Origin of the sequence: Fodinibius salinus (assembly GCF_008124865.1) — a bacterium.
GTDB lineage: Bacteria > Bacteroidota > Rhodothermia > Balneolales > Balneolaceae > Fodinibius > Fodinibius salinus.
This window is the reverse complement of record NZ_VNHY01000001.1, coordinates 867,120-888,468: the sequence shown is the minus strand read 5'-3', so window position 1 is coordinate 888,468 and position 21,349 is coordinate 867,120. Positions and strand designations below refer to the sequence as shown.

The window sequence follows — 21,349 nt, the reverse complement described above, 5'->3', positions numbered from 1 at the left end:
GTCTACATAATGTTGATTACTCCCCCTCATTACCTGTCGAAAGATCACTTGTATATAAGTTCGCACAATTCGGACAATCTTCTCAAAAAAAGGTAAAGTTAAAGGCGTAACCAGAAGCTGAATCAGCTGGTTATTTGATCAATAAGTGCTTATAAGAAGTTATAAAAGGCAATTTAGAATTAATTTTATTTTTTTTGTAACAAATAGCCTCCTCGTTAATCCTGTTAATAGAACACACTACTATTGTTTCTCTAGACCCTATCTAGAGTTAACTAGTCACTCCTAAATGCTGAAACCTAAAGCACAGGCCCTCGAGACTGATACTCTCGAGGGTCTTTTTTTATGAAAATGATATTTTGGAGTTGTTCAGTATTAAAGAATGGTAAAAGGGACTTTAATTCTGAATGTAATATTTCTACCAGCACTTAACGTATATCCTTTGTAAGTATTCAGAAAATCCCGATAGGATTTATCGAGAATGTTTTGGGCGGATATTTGCAGGGAAACCGGGCGACTCCATAGTGCTATTTCACCACCAACGGTAGCATTAAACAGGGTATAAGCATCTGTTGAGGCTACTCCAAATGGAGTATTTCCGAACTGCCAGAATGGCTCATAACGTCCGGCAGCCTCCTTTGAAAGTGAATGTTTTATACCGACACTTACAAACGTATTTTGAAAATTGCCGATCTCATTTTGAACAAATTTTACTGTCCCGCTTAACTTTGTTGGTGGCAGTAGCGGCAGTGTATCAACCTGAGAAATGTTATTGTCCACATTTTTGCCGTCCACTGTTTCAAAGGTACCCGAAAGCTGTAGCCATGAAAATACCTGGGCAGAAATATTAGCATCAGCTCCCAGCAGCCGGGCATCACCCTGCACGGTTTCCAAAATGGGAAGCCCGCCGTTGTTGGGGCCTGCAGATTGACCCGTATTAACTAGAAATATGTAGTTGTTGATGGTATTGCGATAGACCGAAGCTTTAGCTTTAACGCGAGATGAGCGCCAACGGAGCGACAGATCGGTATTTAATGAGTGTTCGGAATCTAAATGTGGATTACCTACTTGGTAAGCTGCTATGCCACCATGCACGCCGTCTACATGTAGATTGAACAGGTTGGGTGCTCGGAATCCGCGCCCAACATTAGCCGCGATGGCGAAAGTATTTGTAATTTGGTAGGTACCCCCAAGTGAACCACTAAATTCAAAATAGGATTGTTCTAGGACATCTGTCGTTTCACCTGCTGAGTAATCAGGCAGGTTTAAATCACTGTTGGCGGCTGCCGTTTGGGAACGGACATCAGCTCTGGCACCTACAGAAAGCGTAAGATCCCCAAACTTTGCTTTTTCGAATACAAATCCTGCAATATTTTGTATCTCAGCCGACGGTACCAGCGGTTCTATACCGCGCGTTTGTTGGTCTTGGTACTTATACTCCAGTCCAGCAGTTCCAGAAAAAGGTCCTACCTTTGGATGTTCCAGCTCAGTTTTGGCTGTATAGCTTTTGAGAAGAATGTCAAGATGAGCAAACCCTTGGTCAGGGAGTTCACTTCTGGGCTGAGCGTTAGCTCCGCCGGCATTTGACTGACGAAGATTAGTAGAGTAAGTGAAACTTGGCTTCAAGATAAAGTTGTTGCCGAGCTGAAGATTTCCTTCGATCTGCAGGGAGTTATTTTCAAGATTTTGCCCCAATCCTTTGCCGTTGGGCAGTAGAAAATTATGGTTGTTTTGCCAACGGGTATATTCAGCAGTGAGTTGTCCTATTTTAGTTTGATAGCCGATGCCGAAGCTCCCGTTCAACTGCTCATAGTCGGTATGGTCAAGTTCTCCCGAAAATTTCGGAGCAGAGACACTATTAGACGACACATCGGGAGTAGTCATATTGCCGGATACTCTTCGAATAATTGTGCTTGTAAATCCCCATCGTCCGGTGGCCCCATCCAGGTGCAAACCACCCGCAAGCTCATCATTGTTCGAGGAAAATTCACCGAGCGTTTGTCCCTGTAAAAAGGGTTGAGCATCAATAGCATCAGGCAATGAATTCGATATTACATTTACGGCACCGCCCAGGGCATCCGAACCGTATTGTACGCTGGCCGCTCCGCGAACAACTTCAATGCGTTCGGAGGTAAAAGGATCTACATTAGGACCATGACGCACCCCATATTGCTGATAATCCATGGCTACACCGTCATCGAGCACACGCACGCGACTCCCGCTGAGTCCACGGATAACAGGCTTTCCCGTTTGACTACCCGTTGAGATACTTGATACCCCTGACAGTTCCTCGAGAGAGCTTCCCAGTGAGGTTTGTTGTTTGGCAAATTTGGTATCACCCGTTAGCACATCAACATCCGCCGGGGTAGTCAGCGGATCGGAGGCATATGGAGTGCCGGTTACGGTGATAGCTTCACTTTGGAGCATGGTTTCTGTCAGCGATATGCTAACTATTTTTGTTTCACCTTTTGTAATGACTATTTCCTTCTTTTGGCTTTCATATCCCACAAAAGAAAATATGAGTGTATAGATGCCTGTTGGCAAGTCAGAAATGTGATAGCGCCCTTCAGAATCGGTATAAGCACCGCGGCTCAACTGTGGAAAGGCTACATTTACGCCCGGTAATGGGTTATCATTCTTGTCTTTAACAATACCCTTTATTGCTGTTGACGATTTGTTTGTTGATTGAGCAGCGGCTTTGTTATTAAATAAGAAACTAGTGCAAAGTAATACAATGGTAATCGAAAAACGTATGATGTGATTTTTCATAATACTGGTTTCAATAATAGGTTATTAAAATCTGTGTTAGAAAAACAAACGGTACAGCTGGCAGGCGGAGACTTATTGTTAAGACCAGTATGTTCCAGGACTTTGAGGGGGATACTGCTAAACCCAATTTGTGTTGTTATCTCAAAGTATATTGTTATAGAATTATCAGGATTTACAAACTTGCTCTGTAGTAAATTTTGACAGGCAATACAGTCGGGCTGGGAATTTGTTAAGTGGTGATCAAGCGAAAAGTTGTTGAAATTGTAATCAGGATGTAGCTGGTGGAAATGAAATGCCGAAGCAATAAGGCATACTCCAACTACAAAAATTATGGATTGTTTAAATATGTTGGTTTTGATGCGTAACACAGGTCCTGATTAAAGATCAAATAAATTGGACGTATTACAGCCGTATTTTTATATGATCGTTTAAAATCTAATTAGGTTAGAGATGTATTATCAGCGATGGATTAATTGTGTATCAACTAGCTTTGATATATCCAGCTGATATACTGCTACATATAATATCCCTCAACTGTTAGCCCATTGGAGGAGAACGTCCTTTGCGAATATTGTAGGAAGGAGAAAAAGTAGATGTATCACGCCGATCTTTTACCACTTCGGTAACATCGAGGAAAATATCAGCAAAAGAGAAATCTGAAGGAGGGTCAGTTTGTAGAATATATCCACAAATGGGGCAGAGGTGATTATCAGCGGATAGGCACTGCCCAGTATCCGCAAAATCGGTGGAGTTGTGGAGCTCTAAATTATGATGGGAATGAAGCGTAGAAATGATAAGGTTCATGCTCATAATGAGCATGATGGCAACACTTAGCCAAATATAAAATCTACGCTTTTTCATCAGTTTCTAAAGTTAGTGCTTGGCTAATAACCTTACAAATCAGAAATGTGAAAATACTTGTTGCAGCAGAGGCCAAGCAAAATATAAGAATGAAGCATATCCGAGTCCGCTGATGCCAAATAGGTAGGAAGGCTTAATCCAGCTGGACTGATCGTCTTTGTGGAAGTGCTCAATCAATCCACAGACAAAAGTACCCGTTGCCAGACCAAATATAAGGTATGCCATAATATATACCCGGATTAAATTTTAAAAAATATCATCCTAACTTGTTTCAGGACCTCTTGAAAATTTCATTTAAGTAAAATACTAATCCAGGTCCTTGGAATATAATGACAGGAAAAAAAAGATGATCCGATCGGTTTGAAACGATCGGATCAGTAAAGAATATAACTTAAGCAGTTTCCAGCAATTCTTTGAGCGTAGTACCGATTTCAGCAGGACTATCAACAACGGTAACGCCTGCATCGCGCAGTGCCTGTTTCTTAGCATCGGCACCGCCTTCACCACCAGAAATAATAGCACCGGCATGCCCCATTCGTCGGCCGGGAGGTGCCGTACTGCCTGCAATAAATGCAACCACCGGCTTATCTACATTTTCTTCGATATATGCTGCAGCTTCTTCCTCGGCCGTACCGCCAATTTCACCAATTAGCACAATAGCTTCGGTTTCATCATCGTTCTCAAAGATTTTTACTGCATCAGTATGCGTAGTGCCGATGACCGGATCGCCGCCGATGCCGATAGCTGTGCTTTGTCCCAAGTCAGCTTTAGTAAGCTGATCAACTGCTTCGTATGTAAGTGTTCCGGAACGAGAGATGAGACCTACTTTACCAGGCGTAAAAATGCTGCCGGGCATAATGCCAATCTTTGCTTCTCCGGGAGTAATTACACCAGGACAATTAGGACCGATGAGTGTGGCATCGTGATTATTTACAATCTCTTTGGCGGTAATCATGTCCTTTACGGGGATGCCTTCGGTAATGCAGATAATGACTTCAATACCGGCAAAAGCAGCCTCAGAAATGGCATCGCCTGCAAAAGCGGGTGGTACAAAAATGACCGAGGTATTTGCATTTTCTTTTTCCACGGCATCAGCCACCGTATTATAAACTGGCAGATCGTGATGCGTCTGTCCACCCTTACCGGGTGTAACGCCAGCTACCACATCGGTACCGTATTCAATCATTTGTTCGGCATGGAAGCTACCTTCACTACCTGTAATTCCCTGTACAACGAGTCGAGTATCATTACCTACAAGTACGCTCATGAACTTTCAAAAATTAAGTTAAAAAGTTTCTTCAAGTCGATCGGAATATACCCACATCATTATGATTTGGCAAAGATGAGAGTAGAGAATTAGTAATTTTAAATGAATAATGGATAAGATAGATAGTTATGGTTTTATATTCCTGATTTTTTTAATTCCTAATTCCTGATTATAAGGATGAATATCATTCATAATTCTGTTATCATTTCAGTGCTATGGCAGCTATGATTCCCGACGAAAAAAAAGAAGAAGTACGAGGGGCGGCGGATATCGTCGAGGTGGTCGAAGACTACGTAAAATTAAAGCGTTCCGGGCGCAGCTGGAAAGGTCTTTGTCCATTTCATGATGAGAAGACAGCTTCTTTTCATGTGACACCGGATTTAGGTATTTATAAATGTTTTGGCTGTGGAGAGTCGGGCGATGTATTTAATTTTGTGATGGCTATGGAGGGCGTGGGATTTGTGGAAGCTATGCGCTCACTGGCCGACCGTTACGGCGTTTCCTTACCCGAAAAAGATGACGAGGAGTTTGACGAACAGCACCACCTTCGCGAGGGTATTTATTACGCTTTAAAATATGCCGGTGTCTTTTTTCATCGTCACCTGGTGGAAACCGATGAGGCCGAAAAAGCGCGTGAATATTTACAACAACGGGGATATGACCGGTCAATCATAAAAAAATATGGGTTAGGATATGCTCCCGCTGGCGGCGATAAACTTTATAAAACAGCTATTGATTCCGGTATTAAGGAAGAGTATTTACTAGAATCCGGATTGGTAAAGCCGAGTAATCGCGATGATGGTTTTTATGATGCCTTCCGCGGTCGACTTATGTTCCCAATTTTTAATCCCTCGGGTAAAGTTATTGCTTATGCGGGACGTGTACTCGGTGAAGAAAAAGCCGCAAAATATATCAACTCACCGCAGACCAAAGTATATGATAAGAGCTCTGTACTCTACGGTATCAATTTTGCGAAAAATGAAATCCGTAAAACTGATGAAGTGATTTTAGTGGAAGGATATACGGATGTAATTTCACTGCAGCAAAAGGGTATCGATAATGTGGCTGCTTCCAGCGGTACCTCGCTGACGCCCCGACAGATGAAGCTATTGCATCGTTATGGCGATACCATTACGATGATTTATGATTCCGATTCCGCCGGTCAGCGGGCGATGAAGCGGGGCATAAATATAGCACTGCGCGAAGGTATGGATGTGAACCTGCTGGAGCTGCCCAAAGGTGAGGATCCCGACTCATTTGTGCGTCAGTTCGGCAAGGATTCTTTTCTGGAAATGAAAAAGGAGGAATCAGAAAACTTTTTAACGTATCAGATTCATAAAGCCAAAGAAGAGGGGCGCTGGGAAAATCCTGCAGAGAAGAAGAACGTTATTTCTGAAATTCTGGAAAGTATTGCCCACATGCCGGATCCGGTGTCCCGCGAAACATTTGTGCAGCATCTCAACAGCAAGGCGAAAGTGGGTGACCGCGCTCTTTTTGATGAACTGGGTAAAATTCGCAAAGATCTTAAAGAAGAGCGCCAAAAGGCTAAGCGGCGCGAAAAAAAGCGCAGAGAACGTGAGGCCCGGCGATCTAATAGGGATCAGGATAATGGCCGTTCCCGCGCCTCTCAACCGCATACCGTTGCATTTAATGAACAGACAGACGCCAATCAGCAGGATCAACGACAATCGCAGCCCCGTGGCAAGCGTCCCAATTATGAGAAAGAGCTCATTCGCCTGATGCTAATATACGACCGTGACATCATTGATTATATTGGGTCGCAGTGTAATGGCCAGCAGTTTGAAGATAAACAACTGCGAAAATTTTACGAGGATATCATTGCCCGGTACAAGGATGAAAAGGAAGTATCAATAGAAGTTTATGCTGATCGCGAACATCCGTATCCTAAGTTGGTGGGAGAGGTGGCGCTTGAAGAACATTCGGTGAGCGAGCGTCATCACGAAAAGGTGGGGGTTCAATATAAGAAGGATAAGAACCCATACCGGACGGCCAAAGGGGCGTTAAAAGCATTAAAGATCCATTATTTGGATCGCCTGCAGGTAGAGCTTTATGAACGGTATAATTCGGCTGAAGATGAAGAGCGAAAAAAAGTAATGAAAGCGATGAAAGAGGCTGGACGTCAGCGTACTATTTTACAACAATCACCTATCGATGAACTATTCCCCGATCCTGATTCTGATGCGGCAAAAAAAGTCTCTGATAAAGTATTTGAGTATAAGATGAAGCACGAACGGAATCAGTAATGGATATTGAGTAAGTAATTTTTCCAAATTTAATGTTATAGATGTCAAAGTATTTAGAAGAGTTAACCGTATCAAAAAAGGCCGTAAAATCGGCGGCTGAAATTATTCAAAATTATCAGACGGAACGCAACTTCTCGGTTGATTACAAAGGCAAAAACGATCTGGTGACAGAGGCTGATGTAAAAGCGGAAGAGCAAATTCTTTCTATCATCGAAAGCAACTTTCCCGCAGATTATATTTTGGCTGAAGAAAGTGCAGAAGAATTGACACTCCCGGAAGAACGTACCTGGCTAATTGATCCCATTGACGGGACTACTAATTTTGCGCATGGCTTCCCGGTTTACTGTGTGTCTATCGGGTTATGGGAAAATCGCAAGCCGCAAGTAGGAGTGGTGCTTGAGGTTTCATCCGGCGAACTGTTTACAGCGCTCAACGGCCACGGTGCTTATCGGAATGGAAACCCGATCTCTGTATCAAAATGTGATGATCCTCAAAAGGCTATGGTAGGTACAGGGTTTCCCTATAATGATATGAGTCTGGTTGATCATTACCTGCAGTTTTTTCGCATGCTGATGAATAATGTTCAGGCTGTTCGGCGTGCCGGTGCGGCTTCTTACGATTTATGTTGTGTGGCATGTGGACGTTTTGACGGCTTTTATGAGTACGCGCTCAATCCCTGGGATGTTGGTGCTGCGGCTTTAATTGTGCAAGAGGCCGGGGGTATTGTTTCTGACTGGAAGGGTAGTGACAACTGGCTACTTGGCCGGCGTATTATGGCGGGGAATGCAGTGGTGCATGATTTTTTGCTGGATGAAATGGAAAACTATTTTTCGGAAGAGGAGCGAAACGGCAGACGTGAAATGATATAAGAGCAGTAATTGCTAGTTTCTCTCACAATTCACGTTTACCATCTGTCGTCTCACCGCTGTGGTTCCGTCTCAAAAAATGTTTCAAATGATTCCATAGGTACTGGTCCGTTGTGATATTTAAACGGCTCTCCGTATTTGGCCCCGATCAGGTGTCCATAGTGACGAGCCCGCGCTTCAATACCCTCAAAAAACTGCTCGTTTGAGATATATGTTTCCGGATCATCGCCGGTATCCTGAACATTAAACTGGGTTTCGAAAGCTAAAATAGCCTCCTTCTTTGTTTCAAAGGTATCCGAAATGTCAAAAACAATGTCGGGCTTAAAGGGGCGGTCCTGCATAAAATGGAGCACATGCGACGGTCGCCAACGGTCCTGAAGATTACCTTCTTCACCGGTTGTCTCAATTTTTGTGAGTCCGCTGTAGAAAATTGCATCCAGCGCAAGTTGGGTGCCGTTGCCGTGATCGGGATGGCGGTCCGAGGGAGCGCCAACAATGCAGATATGCGGCTGATAGGCTCGAATTTGTTGAATAATTTTTTTCTGATATTCGCGTATGCTTTTAAGCTTTGTATCTGGCAGGCCCAGATTTTTGCGGACTTCAAGGCCAATAATTTCAGCTGCATCTTGAGCTTCAGAAAGCCGTTGTTCCGGGGTTCCGCGACTGCCCATCTCTCCGCGGGTAAAGTCCACAACGCCTACACTTTTGCCCTGGTTGACGAGTGCGGTAAGAGTACCTCCGCAGCAAAGTTCAGTGTCATCAGGATGAGGTGCTAAAGCTAAAACATCGAGTTGCATATCAGTCATTCTTCATTATCATTGCGGTTAAATATAGCTTAAATTTCAGCGACCATTAAATACAGATGTAGGCATCACTTAATTGAGTTAATCCTGATATTAATAGACCTATTTTTCTATAAAATGATTTTTGACCCTTCTTCTACTCTTTAAAAAGAAAGTAAAATTGGATTGAAGATCTTCCTCTTCTTATGAAGAAGGATAAGGGAGGTTGGAATAAATTTTAATCGATAGTATCAATGATCAAAGCAACAAAACAGCTTTTGATAATCGGGTACGTTTGGCCGGAGCCCGACTCATCGGCGGCAGGCAGGAGAATGATGGAGCTGATTTCGATATTTCAGTCCGCCGGTTGGCAAATTACCTTTGCTACCTCTGCAGCAGAGAGTGAATATCGGACCGATTTGGAGTCGCTCGGTGTTGAAACCGTTTCCATTGAGGTAAACAGCTCAACATTTGATGATTTTGTGAGTAATTTACAGCCTGCTGCTGTTTTGTTTGATCGTTTTGTGATTGAAGAACAGTTTGGATGGCGGGTGGCCGAGCAGTGCCCCAATGCCTTGCGTATTCTAGATACCGAAGATCTGCACTTTTTGCGTCGGAGTCGCAAAGAAGCAGTGAAAGAGGAGCATACATTTACTGAGAATGATCTTCTGGATGAAGATACAGCCAAGCGCGAAATAGCCAGCATTTATCGGTCAGATTTGTCGCTGATCATTTCAGAATATGAGATGCAGTTGCTGACCAGCTTTTTTGATATTGATGATGAACTGTTGTGTTATATTCCTTTTCTGTTCGATGAGATTGACAAGCAGAAATCACGTAGTTGGCCATCGTTTGATGATCGCAAACATTTTATGACTATCGGTAACTTTCATCACCCACCTAACTGGGATTCGGTTTGGTATCTTCATGAAAAAATCTGGCCGCTGATACGAAAAGAACTGCCCGAAGCCCAGCTTCATATTTATGGTTCATATGTCACACAGCAAGCAAGGGAGCTCCATAATCCCGAGAAGGGATTTTTTATAGAGGGACGAGCAAAAAAATCCCAGGAAGTAATACAGCAAGCCCGTATTATGTTGGCACCACTTAGGTTTGGGGCGGGACTCAAAGGAAAATTGATAGAAGCCATGCAGTGTGGTACTCCCAGCGTGACGACTGCAATCGGAGCCGAAGGATTGAACGGCGAGCTGCCATGGGCCGGGGAAATAGCTGACAGTCCTGAGGATATTGCATTTAAAGCTGTAGAATTGTACAGCAACCAAACAGCATGGAGCAGGGCACAGAAAAATGGTATCAATATCATTAACAATAGGTTTGTTGGTCCGGATTTCACCAAACAATTTATGGAGAGGGTAAAGAAAATAAGTGATAGCCTGGAAAGTCATCGCCGCCAAAATTTTATGGGACAAATGTTACAGCATCATCGCGTGGCCAGCACAGAATATATGTCGCGCTGGATTGAGGAGAAGAACAGCTAGTAAAGTTGGTTAACGGCAACAAGCTTTATTGGACTCAACACGGCATAAAAATTTATTAGGGATAGGTACACTATTTTGTTGATGCTCCGAAAAGGTCACTGGGGATCTTTGACAGCCTAATTGAACAGTCGTTTGCAGATTTGTTCTTTGGTACGCTGTTAATATCTTGGCCTGTTTTCGAACTTTCTTGAGATAAATATGAAGCAGTAAATAATACAAGAAGTATTACTATTGATATTATTAGTTAAATTGCGTTGATAGTTTTTAATATGTTTTTCTTTTTATGAACGGGAATGGTCATTCTAGTGAGGCATATATTGCATATGAACTGCCACTTTTATAATTATTTATCTTGTTCCAAATAGTATAATCTATTTGGGATAGTTAATTTAATATAACAGTAACAACTGCTTCAATACATTAAGCATCAAATAAATAACAAAAGTAGAAAACTGTATATTTTCTCTCCTCATATTTCCTTATAATAAAACAAGCAATCGTTACACAAGATAGATACTATTATGAATGAAGAGATACTGGATAACTTAAATGATCGTCTGGATGAGGCCCTTGATCGCGGACGACGTATCGTTGAAGACGAAGAACTTACCGAGCAGGTAGATGAATTGAAAGGGCGGGTAGAACGAATGGTACGAAAGCACCCCGTTAAGAGCGTAGCAGGAGGACTGCTGGCTGGTTATATGCTGGGGAAACTATTTAGTTCAGAAGATTAGTATCATGAACAAGTCCAAGAATAGTGACAAGTTAGGTCAGCGCCTGCAGCGTATTTCTGCTGATATTAAGCTGTATATTGAAAAACGCCTGGAGCTGGTAATGCTGAATGCCGGAGAATATATTTCCGGATGGATGGCTGCCTCAGTGCAGCGTACGGCCGGCGTATTATTACTTTTGGGCGGTGTTTGTTTTCTGCTTGTTGCGCTGGCTATTTATCTTGGTGATCTGCTTGGCAGCGAAAGCCTTGGATTTGTATTGGTTTCGTTACCATTACTGTTTTCCGGATTGTTGTTTGTATACCTTAAACCGGAGGCTATGCGTGATCGATTGGAACAGCTCTTTGAAGCCGAAGTCATTAAGGCAGTAAACGAGACCAAAGAAAGCAAGCAAAAGAAATTGGAAGCAACCGATTTAAACCGATCTAATACTGAGAAGGATAATTAACTATTATGGCTGAAGACAAATTAGACGAACTGGAGAAGAAAAAACAGGAATTACAGCAAGAGCTGGGACAGATACAAGAGGAGCTGGATAATTCCATTGACCAGGTCCGGGATAATGTAAATAACAAGCTCGATCCCAAAGCGATAATTCAAAAACATCCGCTACCTATCGTAGGGGGAGCGACATTAATTGGATTTTTGTTGGGACATGACAGCCGCTCATCAGCAAAGAAATCATCTCCCGGAGAGTTTAGCTCTGCGCTGGTAAAACAGTTAAAAAAATTAGCGACCCGCAAAGCCATCTCTTACGCTACGGATTATGTAGAAGAACTGCTGGAAGCTAAAGCTGATAAACATTTGTCGTCATCTGATGAAGAAGAGCAAGAGTAACATATTTTACTTTTAAGGTTTTAAAATCTCTTCTTACTGTAACAATTCTTATAGACATTCGTGTAATTGCACGAGTTACAAATCACAAATCAATATTTATTGATATGCGCAAAGGAATTCTATTCTTATTTGTAAGCCTGTGTTTGGCAACGACCACATACGCTCAAGAGGCTAAAAAAATATCGCTGCAAGATGCTATAGATATTGCTCTGGAAAATAATTACCAGCTGAAAGTAGCCAAAAACAATGTTGTTCGCGCCGAAAAGGAGGTGTTGAGTGAAAAGGCTGATTACCTACCTTCTTTGAATGCCAATATATCCGGAAATAAAAATATTGGCCGTACTTTTAATCAAAATACCGGTCGAATAACAACTCGAACAAACAATTCTTTCCGCAGTAGTTTGAGTGCGGATTTACCAGTTTTTAGTGGGTTAGAAAATTTACATTCACTTAAGAATAGTAAATACAACCAGCAGTCTAATGAGGAAACTTTGCAGCGTGTTCGCGAGGATATCATCTTTAACACAGCCAGCAACTATCTGCAGTTTATTTTAGATAAGAAAATTCTGGAGATTGATCGTGAAAATTTGGCAGCTTCCAGAAAAACGCTGGAGCAGGTTAAAGCGCAGGTTGAAGTTGGCTCCCGTCCTCAGGTTGACCTTTACAATCAGGAATCCACCGTTGCTAATAATGAGCTTTCAGTAGTAAACTCCGAAAATTCGCTGGAATCCAGTCGGTTAAAGTTGATTCAAACCCTGCAAACTGATCCCCGAAAAGAATATGAATTTGCTACTCCCGAGATTGATACACAGTCTGTAAAAGCAACAAGTTATGATTTGGACGAGTTGGTAACTACGGCACTTAAAAATCGATCAGATTTGAAAAGTGAAGAGTTCAGTATCAAGTCTATAAAGCATCAACTAAAAGCTACCCGCGGAAGTTTATATCCGTCACTAAGTTTAAGTGGATCTGTTTCAAGTAGTTATTCAGAATTGCAGCCGTTTGGTTTTCAAGATCAGTTTTTTGATCAAAATATTAACCGTTCAGTAGGTCTTTCGCTCAACATTCCTATTTTTGGTAATTTGAATAGAAGAACCAATGTGCAATCACAGGAAATCAACTACAAAAATGCTAAATTGAACCTGCGTGACACCGAATTACAAATTGTGCAGGAAGTTAATCAGGCATATAATGATTATAAGTCATACATAAAACAGCTTGAATCATCAGAGAAATCACTTCAGGCTGCTGAAAGATCATATCAAACGCAAAAAGAGCGATATAAAGTAGGTGCAGGAACGCTCATTGAATTAAGTGATGCGAATGCACAATATATTGAAGCGCAATCAAATCGGGCTCAAGCGCTGTTTCGACTTATTTTTCAACAAAAGTTGCTTGACTACTACATTGGTAAGCTCGATAAAAATATATCTCTAAACTAAGTAAAAGGATAGCAACAGCTTAATTTTGAAGCCCCGGTTACCGGGGCTTTTTTGTTGTAGGTAAGATGATTACTATTACACTGAATTTGAATTAGTATAACTGATATGCGCATTCTATATGTTTTTCCCCATCCTGATGATGAATCATTCGGTCCGGCCCCGGCTATGGCCGCTCAGCGTCGCATGGGCGATGAGGTTTTTTTATTGACTCTCACCAAAGGAGAAGCCACCAAGCAACGATTTCGATTGGAGGTAAGTAAAGAAGAAATGGGTAAGATTCGCTTTAAGGAGATGCAGTGTGTACAAGAAGTTCTTGATTTGAATGGAATGGCCGTACTTGACTTGCCAGACAGCGGACTTAAAGAGATGGATCCAGCGGATATTGAAAATCCAATTCAAGAGCATATCGAAGAGATACAGCCAGATGTACTCATAACCTATGCCGTGCATGGAATTAGCGGCTTTGAGGATCACTTGGTGAGCCACGCTGCGGTTAAAAGTGTATATTGCAATATGAAAAGAGAGGGCAAAGAATATCCCAGGCGCTTGGCATTTTTTACCCACTATAATGAAGAAGATGGAGAAGGTAAATTTCAGCTGAGCTCATCAAATAAAGAAGAGATTGACTGCTGGATAGAAGCGAATGAAAAAGATTATCAAAAGTTTCTGGATGCACTGGATTGCTACGAAACTTATCAACAGGTTATTGAAGACAGCAATGTCAAAGAGGAAGTAGGGCAGAGGGTGCCATTTGAAATATTTCAGGAAAATTTCGATCCCTCTTTGTCAGATCTTGGTGATAAAATCGGATCGTGAATGTGAAAATTATTATCAGAGTACTTTACAAAGTATAAGTAAGAGTTATGAATAAACCGTATCCCTTTTGGATAAAGGGTCCGGCAATCCTGGGAGGGGTAGCCTTGCTTTTTATACTTCTTTATTATGGCAAGTTCATTTTGATGCCCTTGGCGTTTGCCGCCCTTTTTGCCATGCTTTTAGAACCCATAAGCAACTGGCTGCAGCAGTATAAATTTAACCGTATTGCAGCCATCATCACCAGTATGTTCTTTTTGGGTATTATTTTAGCAGGTATTATATCGCTGCTTTCTATACAGCTGGTGCAATTTGCCGATCAATTGCCGGAGGCCAATCAAAAAATACAGGCTGTCAGCAGTGATATTGTTCAGTTTTTCGAAAACCAGTTTAATATTTCTCCAGATCGTCAAATTGCCTATTTCAAACGGGGACTGGAAACGGTGGTTAATAAAAGCGGTCAGTATGTAACAACTGCCCTTGGAGCTACCACCAATGTATTCACTACATTGGGACTCTTACCGTTCTTTGTATTCTTTATGATGTACTACAAAAAGATGTACCGCACCTTCCTGCACAAGTTGTGGGATGGCAAAAATGAAGCCATTGATTCGGTCATTGACGGCATCCAGAATGTAACGCAAAACTATATTATTGGGATGATTACCGTTATTACGCTTCTTGCCATCCTTAATGCTATAGGATTATGGATTGTCGGCATTAAACATGTATTGTTCTTTGCCATTTTTGCAGCCATCCTTGCCGTTATCCCATACATCGGGATTATAATCGGCAGTCTGCCGGCCATTATTTATGCACTGCTGTTCACGAATTCGTTGTTAAATCCATTGGGAGTGGTTGCAGTATTTGCGGTAGTACAGTTTTTAGAAGGTAATTTTATTACGCCTAATGTGATCGGGTCGAGGGTTAGTATCAACCCGTTTATGGCGCTTATTGCACTGATTGTAGGAGGTAAAATTTGGGGAATTGCCGGGATGATACTTTTTGTGCCATTTCTGGGAATTCTCAAATGTATTTTTGACCAAGTGGAAATACTCCGACCCTACGGATATATTTTTGGTAATAAAAGAGAATATCATCCAGGAACAGAAGAAAGTACAAATTAATAGCGTTTAAGAGTGTTGGTCACCCGCAGGGGAAGGTTGTTTTATAACTTTTTGTGATATTCTCTGCTCAATTCCGTAATAAATAGTTCTTAAAAATTTGCCAAAGCCGATTCCGGGTATTCCAAATCGCTTTAAGAAATGGTGCATAGGGAACGCTGCTCATAATGCTTAAATCCTGCCTGAAGGTGGATTGCTCTCCCAGAAAACGGAAAAGATCATCAGCTGAATTATTAGTAAACAACTGTTTAAATACAGTTAATGCTTTTTGGGGGCTAGTATGAATGATATGCAGTAGCCACAGATCGTAGGCTTTATACCTAAATGCAGAAGGGGGTTGTGGATCAGGAGTGCCGGTTTTATTCAAGTTTGTGACAAGGTTTTTAGTTTGTTGTTGAATTCGCTGAAAAGTATAGCCGGTTGAAGGTTTAGTGCGACCGCTACTGGTGCCGATATTTAGGATTCGGGGTTTATACCATGGCTTTGCAAGAAGATCCTGCATTGGAATTTTTCCTAATTCCTGGCGATTAATTTGATAGTCGATAGGGCGGAGATTGAACTGATTGTTGAGGTAAAGAGAAATTTTATCCTCATAAAACGATTGTTCCTCAACTCGCTCAGAAAATATGGTATATTCTATAAGCGCGGAAGTTGCAGACCAGGGTAGAATATACATAAAGGCGATACCGTCGCAGAAACTATCGTCAAAATCCATGAGCGTAAATACCTGCGGATCAAAGAGTGGTTCTTCAACGGTAATCTCCCAGCCCAGAAAGTGCTGCCAAAGTGGGTGTTTGGGGGCTTGCTTTTTTTGTGGATGAAGAGGAAAACAGCTTTGAAAAATATATTCAGCTTGGTAAGAATGATCATTAGTATGGAGTATGGCACTGTCGGAGTGAGATTCTAAGGTAGTGATTTGTTCTTCTGCTAGTGTAAAATGGGGATGGGAACGTATTGCCTGATGAATTTTTCGCTGAAAATCTATTTTGCGAATGCAATAGTAAGGATATTCATTGAGTGGTTGGGAAAAATGCTTTTGGGAGGTTCCTATTTTTGTATGAGTCCATTTTTTGTGAATAATATCGGAAAAGGGAGGGGCGCCGGATTCCCAAAAGCACCATGTTTTGGTATTGGTGGGCTCCAGTTCATTATCAATAACAAGTGTTTTTTTATCTGATAACGGAGAATGGATCATCTTCCAGGCCAGTGAAAGGCCCGCTGCCCCAGCACCTGCTATGATATAGTCATATTGCTGATCCAAAGTAGCTTTCGACACTCTTTTAAGATTAATTTAACTGCCAAATTGCAAGATTTAATGCAGAGGCATAACTCACCCAGAGTAGGTACGGGATAAGCAAGATACCGGCTGTGCGATTTCGACTCCAAAATAGCAATACCGTAAATATGATTGAAACCCACAGGAGAAGTATTTCTGCCAGTCCCGTACTTATTAAATGTTGACCGAAAAATATCCACGACCACAGAGCATTGAGAATAAGCTGCACAAAAAACCAAGTGAATTCCGTTCCGTAAATACTAACTGATTTCATCTTCCTCATCATCCAGGCAGCTATACCCATTAGTATATACAAAATGGGCCAGACGACAGGGAATACCCAGTTGGGAGGTGTCCAAGCGGGTTTTTGCAGCATTTCGTACCATGTGCCGGGTTCAAACTGAGCGCCGAATATACCTGCCAGACTACAAATCAAAATCCAGCCCGCTAGGTTAAGTGCCTTTTTCATACCAATGTTCTATTTTAAACTGATTAAATTATCACGTTCAGGGATTCAATAAGTAACTAATTAATCTTAATAAACCATTTTAGGGCTATATTTGCTATTGGCTGTTATTTCCTTGTAACCCCACGTTGAGTTTTTGTGCAAAGAGGACTGATTATCGTCGTTTCTTATTTACCTAATACAAACATAATAGGTGTTTCTAAAAGCTATGTTAAGCTCTTAACCTTTATTTTGTTCTGATAACATTAATTGATGGGATAACATTTGTAATAATAAGGTAAATAAAAAAGCTGCAGGATAGTCCCTGCAGCTTGGTAACTATTATGCAACCTGTTATAATAGTTAAATTTATTCAGCAGCTTCAGCTCCTTTGGGGACATGCTTGTCCTTGGCATCCTTAAATGCTTCTCGGGCGGATAGTCCCAGGATGTCAAACATTTTCATATCTTCTTCCAACTCATTATTGTCGGTAGTAAGCAGTTTTTCGCCAGTAAAAATAGAGTTTGCACCCGCCATAAAACAAAGCGCTTGTTCTTCCATACTCATATCTACACGTCCTGCTGATAGTCGAACCATTGAATCAGGCATGGTTATGCGGGCTGTGGCAATCATCCGGGCCATATCGTACCAAGGAACTTTGGGCTGATCTTCCAGCGGGGTGCCTTCTACAGCAATAAGGGCATTAACAGGAACTGATTCGGGATGTTCGGGCATGGTCGCAAGATTGTGAATCAACTCAATACGGTCGTTATCAGTTTCGCCCATTCCAATAATTCCACCGGAGCAAACACTAATATCATTTTCCCGGACTTTCTCTATAGTGTCCAGTCGATCTTGATATTTACGGGTGGAAATAATGCGGTTATAAAAATCTTCACCGCTGTCAAGATTATGATTGTAGGCATACAGCCCTGCTTCTTTCAGTTTAGCGGCTTGTTCATCTGTAAGCATACCTAGGGTGCAGCAAACCTCCATATCCATGTCAGTAATTTCGCTGACCATATCAAGTACGGTATCAAAATCTTTTGTTTCTTTTCCACATCGCCAGGCAGCTCCCATACAAAATCGGGTACTGCCGGCTTCTTTTGCCTTGCGCGCAGCAGATATAATTTCATCACGGTCAAGCATGTCTTGGGCTTCTACGTCTGTATCGTGATGGGCCGATTGCGGGCAGTAGGCGCAATCTTCGGGACAGCCCCCTGTTTTAATAGAAAGAAGGGTGCACACTTGTACTTCGCCGGTTTCTTGGTGCTCGCGGTGCACTGTTGCCGCACGATAGATTAGCTCCATCAGTGGAGTGTTATAGATTTCAGAAATTTCATTATGTGTCCAGTCATTTCGCAAATCAGCCATAAATTAGTTGGGTCTTCAGTCCATAATTCAATTTGCTCAAAAGTAATAGTGATGAGTGGCAAATACCAATAGAAAATATACCTAAATGGAAATCCATCATCTTTTGCATCATTTAAACTTTAACTTTTTATTAATTAGATGTAATCTGGTTATATTGAAAAGAGATTTAAATAATACGTGTGTTTTAGGCAAGATTTAGGAGTTCTTGTTTATAAAAAAATATTAGGTTAGTAGAGACAAGATATTATACTGCAATTATCTGGATAAACTCTATCGGCATTAACTGATCTATTATCAAATAGATATGAAAAGTGTTCTATGTTCTGGTACTCATCCATTCGACATTGAGGTGCCATATAAGCTTATTAAAACTGGCAAAGATAGCTCTAAACCGTTAATTGTTTACTTACATGGATTCAAGCAAAATATAGCGCGCTTTGAAGATTTAGTTGATGATATGTTTACTGTAGATGCTTACCACTTGTTTATTCAAGGTCCGTATCCTATTTACGATCGTAAGAAACAACGAAAGGTGGAAGACTGGGGACGTGCATGGTACTTATATGACGGGAAACAAGATCAGTTTTTAAAATCTCTCGAAGCTGCTTCAGAATTTATTGAAGAAATCATTGACAAAGTAAGGAAAGACATTGACGCAAAGTCAGTTGCCATTGTGGGATATTCAATGGGTGGATATTTGGCCGGTTATTTCGGATTGTCTCGTCCCAATATTGTAAATAAATTAGTTGTAATTGGTGGGCGAATTAAAACAGAAGTATTTGAAGACGCTGATAAACAGTACGAACAGTTAAATGTATTAGCCTTGCATGGCGCGAATGACAAGAGTGTTGATAGCAACCCACAGAAAAGATGTTGTGATCTGCTTTCAGAGTGGGGAGCGAATGTTAAGTTTCAGACAATTGATTCCGGCCATCGTTTAAAGCCTGAGTATGTAAAAAAGATTAAAAAATGGTTTTTGTCACTTCAAAATGAATGATATTTTTATGTGGCTATTTTTTAAATTTTGTAAGATATATACTTATTTAGGGGTAAGAATTAAAAGAAATAAAATATGGACATATTAGTCATAGAAGATGATCCGTCAGTACGTACGTTAGTACAAACGGTACTCCAAAAAGATGATAATCATGTGGACCTTGCCGAAACGGCAAGTGGCGGTGAAAGTCAGGCTTATGAAAATCCATATGACGTTATCGTTCTTGACTTAGGGCTACCCGACGGTGACGGTTTTGAGGTTTGTAAAAGAATGCGTGACGAGAATATTACAACCCCGGTACTCATACTTTCTGCAGAGCAGGAAACAGATGTAAAAATTAAATGTCTGCGCGTGGGGGCCGATGACTACATTACTAAGCCGTTTAATACCGAAGAATTGTTGGCACGTATTGAAGCGATAACGCGACGCAATAATGGACTTCTGGAAGATCGTACATTAACATGCGGGGAGCTGGAGGTGGATGTGCTAGAGCGTATCTTTAGGGTTAATGGTACTGAAGTAGATCTGACAAACAATGAGTTTAATTTGTTGGTTTACTTACTGAAAAATAAAAATCAAATTGTTACGCAAGAAGAGATTGCTGTAAATGTATGGGATATCCATTTTGATACCCAAACAAATTATATAAACGTTTATATCAGCTATTTGCGGAAAAAAATACGTAATCACTCTGATAAGGAATATATCGATACTGTACGCAAAAAGGGGTTTATTATGCACTGCGGTCAATAAGTTGGCTCAGCCGGGATAAGTACCCCCTTCTTGTATATACCCCCGGAGATTGTTGATCTCAACTTTTTGTTTGGAAATAATACTTTTGACCAAGTCTCCAATAGAGACTACCCCCGCAACCTCATCGTCTTTGAGAACCGGCAGATGTCTAATTTTCTTTTCAGTCATTATAGACATACAGTCTTGTACAGAATCAGTAGGCTCTACGCAATATACCTGATTACTCATAATATCGCTCACCGCTGTACTTTTGGAACGTCTGCCTTTTAGAATAATCTTACTTCGGTAATCACGCTCACTGAGAATGCCTTGTAGGTTATCATCTTCCATCACCAACAAAGCCCCGATATCCAGCTCATCCATTTTGGCAATAGCTTCGTACACTGTTTGGTTTGGCTTTACCGAATATACGGCATTGCCTTTGACTTTTAAGACATCACGTACGAACATAAGACCTCCTTTTTAAGTTAAAAGATCAGTAAACAAAACGGTATGTTTGTCAGAAATAACAGAACAAGTCGTTAAAACAATTTTATGGATAAGTCATTGAAAATACAACTCCTTAATTTTTTAAAAGCATTTATTACCGAAGACCGTTGGCAAATAATTAATGAGGTATTAGAAAAGCGCACGCGTCACCTCACCGTTGTCCTCGAAGATATCTACCAGCCGCACAATGCAAGTGCTGTGTTGCGCAGCTGCGAGGGTTTTGGTATTCAGGATGTGCATATTATTGAGAACAGGAACTCATTTGATCCTAATAATGAAGTAACTATAGGTGCTCACAAGTGGATTACCCAACATCACTATAATGAGGAGGACCAGAATAATACAGAATACTGTTATCAAAAATTGAGAGAGCAGGGATATCAAATTATTGCGACTACTCCCCACCACGATGATGTGACAATAGATGAGGTTTCTGTGGATGAACCGACAGCTCTTGTATTTGGTGCCGAGCTAAAAGGACTTTCTGATACTGCGATGCAGCAAGCAGATGGTTATGCCAAAATACCGATGTCGGGATTTAGTGAAAGTTTTAATATATCAGTAGGGGCGGCGCTGTGTCTTTATGATTTGACAAGTAGGTTACGCAATGGAGATCGAGAGTGGTCACTAACAGAGGATGAAAAGCTGGATTTACGGCTGGAGTGGGTAAAACAATCTGTTCGGGCACCGGATAAATTAGAAGCCCGATTCTTTAAAGAGCACCAATAATATTGGCTTATTGATTGTTATTTCCAGGACAAGT

The 21,349-nt window shown here is 41.3% G+C and carries 21 protein-coding genes; 12 read left to right on the top strand and 9 right to left on the bottom strand.

From position 1 onward, the window contains the following. Window positions 1–372 precede the first annotated feature (372 nt). The 4 genes from LX73_RS04060 to sucD form a co-directional block, all read right to left on the bottom strand. Entirely contained in the window at window positions 373–2,766 is a 2,394-nt protein-coding gene (locus tag LX73_RS04060) for a TonB-dependent receptor (RefSeq protein ID WP_148898185.1), read from the bottom strand. A gap of 537 nt (window positions 2,767–3,303) precedes the next feature. Continuing rightward, on the bottom strand, window positions 3,304–3,627 hold the full coding sequence (locus LX73_RS04055) for a hypothetical protein (protein WP_148898184.1): 324 nt from the start codon (window positions 3,625–3,627) through the stop codon (window positions 3,304–3,306). Window positions 3,628–3,666: 39 nt separating this feature from the next. Further along, the gene (locus LX73_RS04050; protein ID WP_148898183.1) at window positions 3,667–3,852 is read right to left on the bottom strand and encodes a hypothetical protein; all 186 of its coding nucleotides are present in this window, start codon (window positions 3,850–3,852) and stop codon (window positions 3,667–3,669) included. 166 nt (window positions 3,853–4,018) lie between these two features. Beyond that, window positions 4,019–4,894 (bottom strand): succinate--CoA ligase subunit alpha, encoded by an 876-nt coding sequence (gene sucD / locus LX73_RS04045; RefSeq protein WP_148898182.1) that lies wholly within the window; start codon window positions 4,892–4,894, stop codon window positions 4,019–4,021. Between the two features lie 215 nt (window positions 4,895–5,109). Here sucD and dnaG point away from each other — a divergent pair, with 215 nt between their 5' ends. After that, window positions 5,110–7,158 carry a DNA primase gene (gene dnaG / locus LX73_RS04040; protein ID WP_246138158.1) on the top strand — a complete coding sequence of 683 codons (2,049 nt, stop codon included), beginning with the start codon at window positions 5,110–5,112 and terminating at the stop codon, window positions 7,156–7,158. 41 nt (window positions 7,159–7,199) lie between these two features. Continuing rightward, window positions 7,200–8,027, top strand: coding sequence for an inositol monophosphatase family protein (locus tag LX73_RS04035; RefSeq protein ID WP_148898181.1), 828 nt, complete (start codon window positions 7,200–7,202; stop codon window positions 8,025–8,027). 50 nt (window positions 8,028–8,077) lie between these two features. Here LX73_RS04035 and bshB1 read toward each other — a convergent pair whose 3' ends face one another. After that, a complete protein-coding gene (gene bshB1 / locus LX73_RS04030; protein ID WP_246138157.1) occupies window positions 8,078–8,830 on the bottom strand; it encodes a bacillithiol biosynthesis deacetylase BshB1 in 753 nt (250 codons plus the stop codon). A gap of 230 nt (window positions 8,831–9,060) precedes the next feature. On the opposite strand from bshB1, the gene LX73_RS04025 reads away from it, so the two are divergent. From LX73_RS04025 to LX73_RS03995, 7 genes are all read left to right on the top strand, one after another. Beyond that, window positions 9,061–10,305 carry a glycosyltransferase gene (locus tag LX73_RS04025; RefSeq protein ID WP_211359353.1) on the top strand — a complete coding sequence of 415 codons (1,245 nt, stop codon included), beginning with the start codon at window positions 9,061–9,063 and terminating at the stop codon, window positions 10,303–10,305. A 521-nt stretch (window positions 10,306–10,826) separates the two neighbouring features. Then, window positions 10,827–11,039: a hypothetical protein gene (locus tag LX73_RS04020; RefSeq protein ID WP_148898180.1), complete on the top strand. Its 213-nt coding sequence runs from the start codon at window positions 10,827–10,829 to the stop codon at window positions 11,037–11,039. Between the two features lie 4 nt (window positions 11,040–11,043). Further along, window positions 11,044–11,484: a hypothetical protein gene (locus LX73_RS04015; protein WP_148898179.1), complete on the top strand. Its 441-nt coding sequence runs from the start codon at window positions 11,044–11,046 to the stop codon at window positions 11,482–11,484. A gap of 5 nt (window positions 11,485–11,489) precedes the next feature. Then, a complete protein-coding gene (locus LX73_RS04010) occupies window positions 11,490–11,873 on the top strand; it encodes a hypothetical protein (RefSeq protein WP_148898178.1) in 384 nt (127 codons plus the stop codon). Window positions 11,874–11,977: 104 nt separating this feature from the next. Further along, on the top strand, window positions 11,978–13,315 hold the full coding sequence (locus LX73_RS04005) for a TolC family protein (RefSeq protein ID WP_148898177.1): 1,338 nt from the start codon (window positions 11,978–11,980) through the stop codon (window positions 13,313–13,315). 105 nt (window positions 13,316–13,420) lie between these two features. Further along, entirely contained in the window at window positions 13,421–14,131 is a 711-nt protein-coding gene (locus LX73_RS04000; protein WP_148898176.1) for a PIG-L deacetylase family protein, read from the top strand. Between the two features lie 47 nt (window positions 14,132–14,178). Then, entirely contained in the window at window positions 14,179–15,255 is a 1,077-nt protein-coding gene (locus LX73_RS03995; RefSeq protein WP_148898175.1) for an AI-2E family transporter, read from the top strand. Window positions 15,256–15,322: 67 nt separating this feature from the next. Here LX73_RS03995 and LX73_RS03990 read toward each other — a convergent pair whose 3' ends face one another. The 3 genes from LX73_RS03990 to bioB form a co-directional block, all read right to left on the bottom strand. Next, on the bottom strand, window positions 15,323–16,528 hold the full coding sequence (locus tag LX73_RS03990; RefSeq protein WP_170245572.1) for a lycopene cyclase family protein: 1,206 nt from the start codon (window positions 16,526–16,528) through the stop codon (window positions 15,323–15,325). Window positions 16,529–16,538: 10 nt separating this feature from the next. Beyond that, window positions 16,539–16,997 (bottom strand): TspO/MBR family protein, encoded by a 459-nt coding sequence (locus tag LX73_RS03985; protein ID WP_148898173.1) that lies wholly within the window; start codon window positions 16,995–16,997, stop codon window positions 16,539–16,541. 345 nt (window positions 16,998–17,342) lie between these two features. Then, window positions 17,343–18,347, bottom strand: a complete 1,005-nt coding sequence (gene bioB / locus LX73_RS03980; RefSeq protein ID WP_148898172.1) for a biotin synthase BioB — start codon at window positions 18,345–18,347, stop codon at window positions 17,343–17,345. Window positions 18,348–18,651: 304 nt separating this feature from the next. Here bioB and LX73_RS03975 point away from each other — a divergent pair, with 304 nt between their 5' ends. After that, the gene (locus tag LX73_RS03975) at window positions 18,652–19,344 is read left to right on the top strand and encodes an alpha/beta hydrolase (protein ID WP_148898171.1); all 693 of its coding nucleotides are present in this window, start codon (window positions 18,652–18,654) and stop codon (window positions 19,342–19,344) included. A gap of 75 nt (window positions 19,345–19,419) precedes the next feature. Continuing rightward, window positions 19,420–20,097, top strand: coding sequence for a response regulator transcription factor (locus LX73_RS03970; protein WP_148898170.1), 678 nt, complete (start codon window positions 19,420–19,422; stop codon window positions 20,095–20,097). Window positions 20,098–20,103: 6 nt separating this feature from the next. Here LX73_RS03970 and LX73_RS03965 read toward each other — a convergent pair whose 3' ends face one another. Beyond that, on the bottom strand, window positions 20,104–20,547 hold the full coding sequence (locus tag LX73_RS03965; RefSeq protein WP_148898169.1) for a CBS domain-containing protein: 444 nt from the start codon (window positions 20,545–20,547) through the stop codon (window positions 20,104–20,106). 84 nt (window positions 20,548–20,631) lie between these two features. On the opposite strand from LX73_RS03965, the gene LX73_RS03960 reads away from it, so the two are divergent. Then, window positions 20,632–21,315, top strand: a complete 684-nt coding sequence (locus tag LX73_RS03960) for a TrmH family RNA methyltransferase (RefSeq protein WP_148898168.1) — start codon at window positions 20,632–20,634, stop codon at window positions 21,313–21,315. Window positions 21,316–21,349 lie beyond the last annotated feature (34 nt).